Here is an 11774-nt window from a genome sequence, read left to right as displayed (position 1 = left end):
GGGCGACGTTCAGCGGATCGTGGGGGCGAGGACGGCTGCGGCGCTCGTCCAATCGGCTTTGCCGTAGCGGGCGTTGTCGAGGCCGTGCAGCTTGCCGCGACCGGTCGACATGTCGCGCAGGTACTGCATCCCCTGCCACGCCGGGAACGGCGCATCCGTCTTGGGGGTCAGCGCACGCGCGATGGCTATAATCGCGCTCAGGCGACCGATGCCGCCGGCGCGTAGTAGCCGCCAGCGCCGCCCGCCCAGGCCGGTGAGCAGTTCGGCTAGTCCGCGCGGGCTTAGCTGATCGCCGGAAATGCGCAGATGGCGGGGCGCGGCAGGGTCGAGTGCCGCGTCCGCGGTGTAGGCGGCGACGTCGTCCTTGGCGGTGAAGTCGAACACTTGGTCGGCGTCGCCCCAGAAGAGGACACGGCGAAAGCGGTGCAGCACGATCGGAGCCTGACCTGTGAGGAGGTCGGCGAACGGCCCATTGAATATCGAGGTCGCACGGATCGGCGCCGTGTCGAGGCGGGCCGCAAACCGACGCCGCAGATCCATGTTTCGATTGTCGCCCGGCCGGGTCGCTCGGTAGTCCAGGCAGAAGTCGGACGGGATGAAACGCGGCACGCCGGCCGCCACCGTAGCGTCCAGCAGCTGCCCTTGCGTGTCGAGGATCACCGGCGCGGTGCCGTTCAGTGCAGACACGACGCATGCGGCGCCTGTCACGGCGTGGGTCAGATCTGCACCGTTCCCGAAATCGACGGGAATTTGTTGGACGTGGTCGCGGGCGAGATCGCTGACTGGGCGGCGCACCAGCGCCCGTACCGGCGTCCCCTTGGCCGCTAGCGCCTTGACGATCCGGGTGCCGAGGTCGCCGGTGGCTCCTGCCACGACCACCAATTTCCGGGTCTGCTCGCCGTCCACCGCTCATTCCTCCATTCGCTGGCCAATCAGGGGATAGTCGTTGCGCATTCCTGCGATTAGCCGGGTGAGATGCGACAGGGTGTTGCAAAAGGTGGAACGACGATGCAGCTCTCCGACCTGCGCGCGTTCGCGCGCATCACCGACCTGATGAGTGTGTCAGCTGCGGCGCGGGCGCTCGGCCTTCCGAAGTCGGCGGTGAGCCGCGCGCTCGCCCGGCTGGAACGCGATCTCGGTGTGGTGCTGATGGAACGCTCGACGCGACACCTACGGCTGACTGACGCCGGCACGCTGTTCCGGCCGCACGCGCTGCGCATCCTGGCCGACGTGGACGAGGCCGGCACGGCTCTCGAAGGACTGGGCGGCGTTCCAGCTGGGACGCTGCGGGTCAGCCTGCCTTTCACAGTCGCGACCGCACTTGTCGCGCCCATGCTGCCGGGCTTCATGACCGCTTACCCCCAAGTCCGAGTGATCCTGGCGGTCGAGAACCGGTTCGTCGACATGCCGGCCGAGACGGCGGACCTGCTGATCCGGGTCGGCCCCCTCGTGGATAGCGACCTGATTGCCCGCCGGCTGCTGGTCTCGGAGGCCTGGCTTTGCGCCAGTCCCGACTACCTCGCGGCACGCGGGACGCCCTCTCACGCCTCGGACCTCACCAACCATACGCTGATCGGCTACGGCGACCGGGTCATGGCCTACCACGACGATGCGACCGGCGAAGCCAGACGCATCGAGCTGCCGCCGACCGTTGCCATCTCCGATTCCGCAGCCCTGCTGCCGGTGGTACTGGGCGGCGCCGGCATCGCGTACCTGCCCGACTTCCTTGCAAGGCCGTACGTCTCGAACGACCAGCTGGTTCGGCTATGGCCCGCAGCCGAGGCGATCGAGACTGTGATCCACGCGATCTACCCAAGCCACCGCAGCTTGTCGGCCAAGGTGCGAGTTTTCATCGACGCGCTGGTTGCCAGCTTCGATGGACTACATCGTTAGAGCCAAGTCGAAGCGGCAGTTGCAGTCATTGCGCCTGTCACGTCATAGTCAAACTTTATTATGGGACATGTTGGCTGCTAACTTCTGATTTCTTGGGACAGGCAGCATCACCCACCGACGTCAGCTTTCTATGCTTCTCTGCTCTGAAGCGGACGGAATGAAAACAACCTGGAGCAGCCCTTCCGCGTCTGACCCGATGCAGTCGCCCGGATAGCTTCCGCCGCTTCACGAAAGCGATCGTTCGTCCTCGTCGTAGTATCGAAGAGTTGCCGAGCCGGCTGGTCGGAGGTAATCTCCTCAGTGTCGCGAAAAACGATCGCCCAGCGAAGGGCCATCGAATACACGTCATCCACGCTCCTCGCATGGATCGGCCAGCGTCTCCGAAGCAATCGCCCGATGATCTCGGGCAACCGTGGTGACTGGCCGTTGAAGGCGCCGGTCGCACGCGGTCGCGGGAGCGCACCCATGCGACAGTCGATCACGATCCTCGGCGCGGGCCCCGGTGGCCTCGTGCTGGCCCGCATCCTCCATCTCCATGGGATCACGGCAACGGTCTACGAGGGGGAGCCGTCGGTCGATGCGCGTGCTCAGGGCGGCCTGCTCGACATCCACGAACCAACCGGGCAGATCGCCCTGAGGGCCGCGGGACTTCACGACGGCTTCCTCAGCCTCGTGTGCCACGGTGAAAACGCCAAACGCGTCGTGGATCGAAGCGGCCATATCCTGTTCGACCGACCCGGCAGCCCGGCGGACCATCGGCCCGAAATTGATCGAGGTGTCCTCCGGCGGCTGCTCATCGCCTCGCTCCCCGTCGGGACGATCAAGTGGGACCACCGGGCGGCTACGGTCACCGCCTGCGGCGACGGGCGGCACACGGTCAACTTCACGAACGGCGCGACGGTCACCGCCGACTTGCTCGTAGGCGCGGACGGAGCATGGTCGAAGGTCCGCCCCTTGCTGTCGCGCGCAACGCCCGCTTACGCTGGCGTATCGTTCATCGAGACGACGGTCCGCGACGGCGACAGTCGCCTTCCGGCCAGTGCGGAGGCGATTGGCGGCGGTACGCTGATGGCTGTGGCACCGGGCCAAGGCATCCTGGCCCACAGGTATGCGGACGGGCGGCTGCACACCTACACGGCGTTGAAGAGGCCGGCATCCTGGTTCGACGCCATCGACGTTCGCGACACCAAAGCTACTTTGGCCCGCGTCGCGGCCGAGTTCGCCGGATGGCCCCCGCACCTGACCGCACTCATCACGACCGGTGACGACGATCCCGTCCTCCGCCCCATCCACGCCCTTCCGGTCGGCCACCGATGGGACCGGGTGCCCGGTGTGACCCTCGTCGGCGATGCGGCGCACCTGATGTCGCCGTTCGCGGGCGAAGGCGCGAACCTCGCCCTCTACGATGGCGCCGAACTCGCGAGGGCGATCATTGCCTCGCCCGATCACATCGGCCTTGCGCTCACCGCATATGAGCAAAGCATGTTTATTCGAAGCGCCGAGATTGCCGCTGCCTCCGCCCGGAACCTTGCCCGGTTCTTTGGCCTGGAGGCTCCACACAGCGTCGCTGCGATGTTCGCATCCAGGCCATCGTGAGCGGCTGGCATTGCGGCTGAGTGCGAGTACGGCGTCCGCCTCGGCTCATTCCAGTCCAGAAGCGGACCATCTCCCGTCCACCCTGATCGGACATCTCAGGTAAGCGTGACACGCGCAAAAGCAGCCATTCTCGAGGGCCGTCAGCCATCTAACTGCAAGCTTGATCGATCTAGCGCACCGCTAGCGCAGCCCTTCACTAAGGTCAGCGCTGTCAATGACTTAGCCGTGCTCGCGATCAGATCATAATCCTTGTGTCGGGGGTTCAAATCCCTCCCTCGCTACCACTGATTTTATTGAGCTTTTCGGCGTCACGGACGATCCGACCTGTAAACTCGTATCGGATTGGTACCGATGTCGCCTGTGTGCATAGACCGCTTCAGGTCCATTGCTCTAAAATGGCGCTTTCGTTCTTTCAGCTCAAGCGATCAACGACCGGCAACCGCTCCGATGGTGGTGGCACGTCGGCCACCGGTCCTGCGCCAGCAAGGGAGTCGCATCGGCATCTTTTTGTAGTTGCATCTTCCAAGCTGGAACGAAGGTTCGACTCCCTCCGTCTCCGCCAGCATGACTCGACATCATCTAAGTCGCTGCGGTTGCTAGATTTTGCGAAAGTTAGATTCGCGGTTTGACCCTGATTTGTCCCCCCACGGCGGCACCGGCTCCAGCTTCTGAAGGTACACCGGTCTCGCACCGCCAAGCGCCGAGACACAACTGATTCGCTCGAAATAAAGGAACAGTGGTTCCTTCAACCCGGCCTGAGCCAGGCGGCCGGAAGGAACCGTGCGGCGTGACCGGCAACGGCGACGATCTGCGCCGTCGCACCTGGAAGGTGTCGCCATCGACGACGGGTCCTGTAGGCGGCATCCTCCTCCCATCCAAAGGACGGAGGGGAGAGGCATCCGATCGCAAGTCGGCGGACGTCCTATCGTCGCCTCCCACCGCCTCTCCGGAAGCGTGCTCCCGCGTGGCTTGCATCAGAGCTTGCCGAGTCGGGGGCAGCGGCTCATCATCGGCACCTGCAGAGAACGACGGAAATCGGGTGATGGGCACCTCGAGGGAGATGACCTTCCCTCTTCCTTGCGGAACTGTTCCTCAAGGTACGAAATGGACATCGCCTCGAAGCAAGCCGCGCATGCGGCGCCTGGCCAGTATCTTGGCTTCGCGCTTCAGCCGGTGCGCCTCTGCCATCAGCTTCTGACGGCTCCGCCGGGAGCGCTCATCCCGCTCGAGCACCTGGACGATGTCGCCGTTCACTACCCGGACGGCTCCGTCCTGCTTGAGCAATGCAAGAGCGCGCCCAGGCAGAATCCAGTGCCCGACAGGACGGCCGATCTCTGGAAGACCTTCGCATTGGCTTGAAGGGTGCCGGCGCGGCAGCATCGACGTCTTGAAGGCGCGGTTCAACCTCTACGTGGTGCCGACGCGGACAGGAAAGTTGGTCCAGGCGCTTGACGAAGCCCGCAGCGAAGACGAGGTGGCTTCGGTCGACGCGAAGGTCGGAAGACTGGTCTAGAATACCGCGACATCCGCCGCGTGCGCATCGCATCTGAAAAGATATCTAGCCGCGGACAAGGACCTTCGAGCATGCGCGATTGCTCGGCTCCGTCTGGAGAACGGCGACCACTCTCCCGTTTTGCCTTTGCTGAAACTCATCGAGGTGACGGATCCGCCGGAACTCGCGTTGGCCATAGCCAGGAGCGCCATCGGCATCGCGAAGGAATGGGCCGACGAATTGATCCGCGCAGGCAGGCCGGCGATCATCGAAGGAGATGCCTACAAGCGGCAGTTCCGTTCCTTCATCCAAAGGCACAACCTGCCGGACCTTCTGGTCTCCCTGGCTCCCAAGCCCGTGCCCGGCGACATCGAAGCCCTCTTGGCCGTCCGGCCTACGTTCGTCCGCCAGCTCGAGATCATCGAGGCGGGGCTCGACGAAACGTCCTGCGCGGTGAGCGACTACCTGCGAACGTCGGCGGACAAGACGATGTGGGCGGAGCAAGGCCTCCTCTATGTCCTGGAGCAGGCCAGGCACGAGCGCCGCCCCTCCGCTGGTAGTGGCCTCGTCTGCCACTCCGACCGCAGCTCGCACTACGTCAGCATCCGCTACACTGAGCGCCTTACTGAGGCCGGTGACCGAGATGAGCGTGAAGCCGAACGTCCGGTTCTGCGCGCGATGGCGATTTGGCATGACGTAGTCTGGCCGAAAGCCGTCGGTCCGCTTCGGAGGAGGTCCGCCGGAAAAGCGGACGGCCCGCTGCCGACTCATATGAGACGTGCCGATGATCGTCGGCGCCTCTCGAAACCGGTCATTCGCGACCATCCGGCAAGTTCGGCTTGAGTTGCCTGCGATTGGAGACCGAAGCGCGCAGTTCCAGAATGCGAGCATTCCGCATCATGAACGCCCAAGCGCCTATCGTAGGAAAGACTGCTCACCGAGGCGCCGTACCGATCTGTCTGCAGGGAACCCGCCGCCTAAAAATTGATCCGGATCAAAGTCGGTCAGCGTGCCGAGTGCATCGCTTCGAGGATGGACTGCTCATCGCTCTACATAAGTCAGAAGCTGGCCACGCCCGACGAGATCACCGACATCGTCGAGATTTCACGCGCGCAACGCCGTGCTCGACGTCACGGGCGCGTTGGTCGCCTCGCAACACTGGTTCGCCCAGATCCTCGAAGGCTCTGGCGGATCAATCGACACGCTCATGACGAGCATCAGCCGAGATCGGAGACATCGGGACGTCCAGATCCTCGTCTACGAGGACATCAAGGAGCGGCAGTTCCCGGATTGGACCCTCGCCTATAACGGCTCAGCCCACTTCGTCGATGGATTGATTGAGGTCTTGGCCGTCCGGACGGGCGCTACGCCTGTACCCTACCACTTGCATCGTCTGATGCAGGGCATTGCCGAGTTCACCCGCCGCCTCCACTGAACACTGGCGCTGGCGAATGGCTCGAACCGGCTCGGCATGCCTCTTGAGCGGGCGTAGAGCAGGCCTCACGAAAGCCTGTGATGGGGCGAGAGCTAATGCCCTCTGGCTTCGCCGCTCTAAGCAGAGCGGCACGGCGCCGACCTGTACAGTTGTTCGACGAATCACCTCCGGAGGCTCCGCGCACGGTCGGGCGGACCGGGCTCGGTCTCAGTGCTCCGTGCCTAAGAAGACGCCGATGCAGGGGAACCCAAGCCACACTTCGAAGGGTCGGCCGTTTGCCAAGGTCTTCGAGACGGCCAAAGCCTCGGCATCATCGAAGGCGTAGAGCGTGCAGAGATCGCACCACTCGGCGTATTCGTTGAGCAAGACGAATGTGTATCGCATGCGGACGAACGATGGCGGTGGCGTGGATGCCTCATCCTCGTCGTCTGACATGGCACTGCCCTCGGCGAGTGACGCGACCGCCAGCATCTTGGGGGAGGAAAAACCGACCAAGACGCCAGCGGTCGCGGCTGACACCCGAAGGGCCAGCGCGCAATGCTGTGCCAGCGAGCGACGGGAACTTTGCGTTAGATCAATCCGCCGGCGCAGACAGCCTGCGCGAGCAGTATGGGCGGAGTAACCATTGTCCGCTTCGATCCATTTGGGCTCGGAAGCGGAAAGGCACAAATCCACCCTGAACGGCCCTCGCGCTTCCGAACCAGTCCAGCCCTCAAGATCGGCATCGTCTCTAGTGGGCGTGGATCAGGGTCCATCTCTGGTCCTACGAACCAGTCGATTCCAGGTTTCCTGCCGTCACGGTTTTAGTCCGGGGCATAAGCGAAAGCTCTCGTTGCCGCCGTCCGTCATGTCCGTGTAGCGGTCCGGCCCGTCGACCCGGATGGTGGAGCGTTCGGTGCTACCCTCGACTTTCGGGCCGCCGAATTGGCGGCAATCCTGCTCAATTTCGAACACGTTTCCCTGCTGTTGCAGAACCCGGCTCCGGCAATCATTCGCCTTCGAACTCCCCAGACCGCCTCCGTCGTACGTTCGCAACTCGACGTTCCGCGGGTTCGTGCAATCCGTGCCCACGCCGACATAGGCGCCGTGGCGCAGGGGCAGGGTTTCAGCCAACGCCGGGCCCGATGCTCAGGAGCAGGACGCAGGCCGCGATGTATCGAGTGGTCATCTGTCATTCCCTCGAATGTCAGGGTGTCGGGAATTGGCTACGGTTGCGCGAAGGGGCTTAGGTTCCGACCGGGCCGAACAGCCGGGTGAGGAAGCGGTAGTAGACCGGTTGCTTCTGCCGGAGTTCGTCGCGGGTGAAGGGTTCGCGCGCCAGCTTGCCGTGCAGGTAGACGCTGGCGGTCATGGCGAAGAACTCTCCCTGGTTCGTCAGGAGGTAGGCGCCTGCCGGGTAGAAGCCCCCGTCCTTCGCTCGCCCGTAGAACGTCAGGATGTCCGGATTATTCCGGCCGCCCGGCAGCCTCCGGAAGTGGTAGACGTGCATGTACTCGTGCAGCAGGATGGGGCGGTCGTCCTTCGGGTCCTCGACCGCGATGTCGACGTGGTCGCCGCCGCTGTAATGGCTGCGCTCACCGGCCCCGGAATGGACGACGACCGGGAAGCGGCGGAGGAAGGCTTTGGTGCCCTCGTCCAGGCTCGTCGCCTCCACGATGTTGACCTGATGCTCGGCCGCCTGACGCAACTGGCCGATCTCGGCGTTCGGGACGTCCCGGGCCATCTCGATGCGGTAGCCGCGGTAGCGTTCGCCGCCATCATCGAAGTGCAGCGTGCCGGCAGGCGCATGCCGCGGCGTCGCGTGCGCAGGTCCGCCATGAACCGCCAGTGTCCCGGCCACGGCCAGAGCCGATACGACGTGCCAGATCGGGGATGTCACCATGCTGATCTCACTTCCGCTTCTCTCGCCCTGGGGAAGGGCCCGTCTTGATGCGGAAGACCATCGCGCCGGTCCCGTTCCCCGATGTGACGGGACGCCGGAAGCGTGTAACGATATGTAACGACGTCTGTTTTTGCGTTGCCGCCCCGCCCCGGCGATCTATCCTCGGGGCATGACAGACGGCACCACCATCGCCATCTTCGAGGACGACGACGACATCCGCAGCCAGCTCGCCGGCTACCGGGAGGAAGAAGGCTTTCGCGTCGTCTCCCTCGACGGAGGCGCAGGCCTCGACCGCCTGCTCGCGACGGGACCTAGGCCGCACCTCGTCGTCCTCGACTGGATGCTTCCTGGCGAGGACGGGCTCTCCATCTGCCGCCGCCTGCGCGAGGCGGCCGGCCCGCCGGTCGTCATACTGACCGCCAAGGACGAGGACATCGACAAGGTGCTCGGCCTGGAGATGGGTGCCGACGACTATGTGTCGAAGCCGTTCAGCGCCCGCGTCCTGTTGGCCCGCATCCGCGCGGTCCGGCGTCGCGCGAATGGCGCCCCCGCCTCGGTGGAACCCGCGCCCGAACGGCTCGCCGTCGCCGACCCTATCGTCGATCTCGCGGGCCGCGCCGTCACCATCGGCGAGCCGGCTGCCGAGATCCCGCTCACCAGCGCCGAGCACGATCTCCTGCACTGTTTCGTCACCCGGCCCCAACGGGTGCTCTCTCGCGACCAGCTCCTCGACTGGACACGGGGCCGCGCGGCGGACGCTTTCGACCGCACCATCGACGTGCAGGTGAGCCGCCTCCGGCACAAGCTCGACGACGCTGATGGAAGGCGACGGCTCTGATCAAGACGGTGCGCAACGCGGGTTACATCCTCGCGGCACCCGTTAGGGCCGCCCCTTGATGGCCCGCGTTGGCCTGCTCGGGCGGATCATGCTGGTCTTGCTGGGCGCGCTCTCGCTGCTGGTCGTGGCAACTTTCGGCATCGACCAGTGGCAGCGCGGCCAGGAACGGTCGCCCTACGCCACCCGGTTCCCCCGCCTCGACCAGGCCGGCGGCATCATGGGCCTCCTGGGGGACGCCGACCCGGCGCAGAGGCCCGCCATCCTGCGCGCCATCAACGGCGAGGCGCTGCGGGCCGACATCGTGGATGCCCCGCCGGACGAGACAGCTGGCACCGCTGGCACCGCGGCTTCGCCTGGCATGGCGGCCACCGTTGGGGCGGCTTCCGGCATGGCGGTTGGCACCGGCGCTTCTGAAGTTTCAGGGCACGCTCGGCGCGAACGACGGCCGTGGTCCTGCAACGCGGTCAGGCCATGCCTCCGTTCGCGCGGATCACCTGTCCCGTAACCCAGGACGCCTCGGGCCCGGCAAGAAAAGCCGCGACGCCCGCAATGTCGTCCGGCTGCCCCAGCCGCCCGAGCGGCGTCATCCGGGCATAGCCTTCCAGGCGATCCGCGCCGTTGGCCGCCGCGAGCAAATCCGTCTCAGTCGGTCCCGGTGCGACGGCGTTGACCGTGATCGAGCGAGCCGCGAGTTCCTTGGCGAGGCAACGGGTCAGGGCCTCGACCGCCGCTTTGCTGGCGCAGTACGGTCCGTATCCGGCCGGGGCCATAGCCAGGACGCTGGTCGACAGGTTGACGATCCGGCCCCCGTCCCGGAGCCGCGCGCAAGCCTGCCGGCAGCCATTCACGACGCCACGGACGTTGACGGCCATGAGACGGTCGAAGGCAACCCCGTCCAGCCCAGCCAGCGGCATCGGCGACATCACTCCGGCGTTGTTGATCAGTACGTCCAGGCCTCCGAAGCGTGCCGCGGCCTCGTCGAAGAGGCGCGCGACGTCCTCTTCACGCGTGACGTCGCCTTCCACCGCGACCGCATCGCCGCCGCGGCCGCGGATCTCGGCCACGACGGAATGGGCGGCGCCGGCATCGGAGCCGAAGCCGACGGTCACGCCGAAGCCCTCGGCGGCGAGACGCCGGGCGATGGCCGCGCCGATGCCGCGGGATGCGCCCGTCACGATGGCCCCACGCCCGTGTCCGAACCCGCTCATCGCCCGCCTCCGGTCGTCATCACGAGCTTGCCGATCGTGCGGCCGGCGACGTAGTCGCGGTAGGTCGCCGCCGATTCCTCGAAGCCGAAGACGGCCGGGGCCTCCGGATGCAGGACACCCCGTGCCGCGGCATCGGCGATGGCGGCGAGCGTATCCCGGCGCGTCTCCAGGACGAGGAAGGCAGCGTCGATGCCCCGAGCGACAACGGCCGCCTCGTCCGCAGGCGCCACGATGGCCGCGAGCTTGGCCCGCGGATGCATCGCCGCGATGACCCGGTGCTGGATTTCCCCACCGGCGCAATCGAGGACGCAATCGGCCTTGGCCGCCACACGAAGGAAATCGGGTTCGTCGGGGCGGACCCAGCGTGCGGGGGAGGCCGGGTCGGTTCCGCGCGGTTGGCCGGCGCAGGCGACGACCTCCACCCCCGCGGGAGCCAGCTGGATCGCGGCGCGCCCGACTGCGCCGCCCGCCCCGAGGATCAGCAGCACCGCCCCTTCCGGGACGCGGAGGTGATCGAACAGAGCTTGGTACGCGATGCCGGCCGGGGTCGGAAGGCAAGCGGCGATGCTCCCGTCCAGTCCCTCAGGGCGGCGGGTCACGCAGCGGGCAGGGACGATGATGGCTTCAGCCAGGGCACCGCCCGCCACCGGGTCGCTGCGTCCGAGGACGGCATCACCCAGTCGGAGATCCGTGACCGCCTCACCGAGTGCGTCCACGACACCGGCGAAGTCCGTGCCTGGCACGTAGGGGAATGCCAGCGGGAACCAGCCCGTCATGTCGCCGTGCGCCAGCTTGGCGTCGAGCGGGTTGAGGGCCGCGGCCTCCACCCGGATGCGGACCTCCCCGGGCCCGGGCCGGACATCCGCGGCGGTGCCGAGGTGCGCGGACGGGACCGGCGCGTAGCCGTCGATCAGAAGGGCGCGCATCAGCCTTGCCTTCCGGGAAGCGCCGGGAAGGCCCCGGCTTGCGAGAACAGGCCGAACAGGTCCTCCAGGTGCCATGTGCGGCGGAGCCGGTCGCCTTCGAAGTCGTGGAACTCGTGCAGCACGAACGCGACGCGGCGGCCGCTTGCCGGAACCCCGAAGAGGGGGCCGGCATGGGTGGCGGACACGCGCGCGCGGACCGCAGCCCGGTCCCGCTCGGCCAGGACGTCGACGATCTCGACGACGAGGTCGGGGAACGCGGTGAGAAGCATCCGGAAAACCGGCTTTGCGCCCTCCGGCCCGGGGCCTTGGCCCGGTGCGAGCGGGATATCTTCCCAGTCCGGCGTCGTGGCCCCGTCAAGCAGGTTGACGTCGCGGCGCCCAAGAGCGCCGTAAAAGGCTTCCAGCGCCGTGCGCTGTCCGTGGGTGAGCACGAGGGCCGCGCCATCGGGAATGCGGGGGTCGGGCATCTTTGATCTCCGTTCCAATCCCGGAGACGTAAGATGG

At 66.2% G+C, this 11774-nt stretch carries 12 protein-coding genes, 1 tRNA gene and 2 pseudogenes; 8 read left to right on the top strand and 7 right to left on the bottom strand.

The genetic code is table 11. From position 1 onward, the window contains the following. Positions 1 to 9 precede the first annotated feature (9 nt). Positions 10 to 906, bottom strand: a complete 897-nt coding sequence (locus MCBMB27_RS27135; RefSeq protein ID WP_075381761.1) for an NmrA family NAD(P)-binding protein — start codon at positions 904 to 906, stop codon at positions 10 to 12. Between the two features lie 102 nt (positions 907 to 1008). Between MCBMB27_RS27135 and MCBMB27_RS27130 the strand changes: the two genes are divergently transcribed. The 6 genes and pseudogenes from MCBMB27_RS27130 to MCBMB27_RS27110 all read left to right on the top strand — a co-directional run bounded on the left by MCBMB27_RS27130 (position 1009) and on the right by MCBMB27_RS27110 (position 6416). Then, entirely contained in the window at positions 1009 to 1893 is an 885-nt protein-coding gene (locus tag MCBMB27_RS27130) for a LysR family transcriptional regulator (RefSeq protein WP_075381760.1), read from the top strand. A 465-nt stretch (positions 1894 to 2358) separates the two neighbouring features. After that, on the top strand, positions 2359 to 3489 hold the full coding sequence (locus MCBMB27_RS27125) for an FAD-dependent oxidoreductase (RefSeq protein ID WP_043351551.1): 1131 nt from the start codon (positions 2359 to 2361) through the stop codon (positions 3487 to 3489). A gap of 178 nt (positions 3490 to 3667) precedes the next feature. Continuing rightward, a tRNA-OTHER gene (locus MCBMB27_RS29875) sits at positions 3668 to 3773 on the top strand. A gap of 820 nt (positions 3774 to 4593) precedes the next feature. Continuing rightward, positions 4594 to 4848 carry a hypothetical protein gene (locus tag MCBMB27_RS27120; protein ID WP_075381759.1) on the top strand — a complete coding sequence of 85 codons (255 nt, stop codon included), beginning with the start codon at positions 4594 to 4596 and terminating at the stop codon, positions 4846 to 4848. A gap of 640 nt (positions 4849 to 5488) precedes the next feature. After that, positions 5489 to 5617, top strand: a pseudogene (locus MCBMB27_RS29300) (IS3 family transposase); the annotation flags it as partial. A 484-nt stretch (positions 5618 to 6101) separates the two neighbouring features. Next, positions 6102 to 6416: a BLUF domain-containing protein gene (locus tag MCBMB27_RS27110; protein WP_075381758.1), complete on the top strand. Its 315-nt coding sequence runs from the start codon at positions 6102 to 6104 to the stop codon at positions 6414 to 6416. 207 nt (positions 6417 to 6623) lie between these two features. Here MCBMB27_RS27110 and MCBMB27_RS27105 read toward each other — a convergent pair whose 3' ends face one another. The 3 genes from MCBMB27_RS27105 to MCBMB27_RS27100 form a co-directional block, all read right to left on the bottom strand. After that, a complete protein-coding gene (locus MCBMB27_RS27105; protein ID WP_139231621.1) occupies positions 6624 to 6851 on the bottom strand; it encodes a hypothetical protein in 228 nt (75 codons plus the stop codon). Between the two features lie 360 nt (positions 6852 to 7211). Then, positions 7212 to 7529 (bottom strand): hypothetical protein, encoded by a 318-nt coding sequence (locus MCBMB27_RS29870; RefSeq protein WP_139231620.1) that lies wholly within the window; start codon positions 7527 to 7529, stop codon positions 7212 to 7214. Between the two features lie 112 nt (positions 7530 to 7641). After that, entirely contained in the window at positions 7642 to 8298 is a 657-nt protein-coding gene (locus MCBMB27_RS27100; protein ID WP_075381756.1) for a hypothetical protein, read from the bottom strand. Between the two features lie 169 nt (positions 8299 to 8467). On the opposite strand from MCBMB27_RS27100, the pseudogene MCBMB27_RS27095 reads away from it, so the two are divergent. Continuing rightward, positions 8468 to 9195, top strand: a pseudogene (locus MCBMB27_RS27095) (response regulator). Beyond that, the gene (locus MCBMB27_RS30735; protein WP_075381755.1) at positions 9195 to 9641 is read left to right on the top strand and encodes a hypothetical protein; all 447 of its coding nucleotides are present in this window, start codon (positions 9195 to 9197) and stop codon (positions 9639 to 9641) included. The pseudogene MCBMB27_RS27095 and the gene MCBMB27_RS30735 overlap by 1 nt, the downstream one beginning before the upstream one ends. Here the strand turns inward: MCBMB27_RS30735 and MCBMB27_RS27085 are convergent. The 3 genes from MCBMB27_RS27085 to MCBMB27_RS27075 are packed head-to-tail and all read right to left on the bottom strand — an operon-like array spanning position 9601 to position 11737. Then, complete coding sequence (locus tag MCBMB27_RS27085; RefSeq protein WP_075381754.1) at positions 9601 to 10344, bottom strand: SDR family oxidoreductase; 744 nt, start codon at positions 10342 to 10344, stop codon at positions 9601 to 9603. The two genes, MCBMB27_RS30735 and MCBMB27_RS27085, sit on opposite strands and share 41 nt — an antisense overlap. Then, on the bottom strand, positions 10341 to 11270 hold the full coding sequence (locus tag MCBMB27_RS27080; protein WP_075381753.1) for an NADP-dependent oxidoreductase: 930 nt from the start codon (positions 11268 to 11270) through the stop codon (positions 10341 to 10343). The genes MCBMB27_RS27085 and MCBMB27_RS27080 overlap by 4 nt, the downstream gene beginning before the upstream one ends. Continuing rightward, positions 11270 to 11737 (bottom strand): ester cyclase, encoded by a 468-nt coding sequence (locus MCBMB27_RS27075; RefSeq protein WP_075381752.1) that lies wholly within the window; start codon positions 11735 to 11737, stop codon positions 11270 to 11272. The genes MCBMB27_RS27080 and MCBMB27_RS27075 overlap by 1 nt, the downstream gene beginning before the upstream one ends. Between the last annotated feature and the right edge of the window lie 37 nt (positions 11738 to 11774).

Source organism: Methylobacterium phyllosphaerae (assembly GCF_001936175.1).
GTDB lineage: Bacteria > Pseudomonadota > Alphaproteobacteria > Rhizobiales > Beijerinckiaceae > Methylobacterium > Methylobacterium fujisawaense.
Note: the sequence above shows the minus strand (reverse complement) of the source record. Positions and strands in the feature narration are given on the sequence as shown.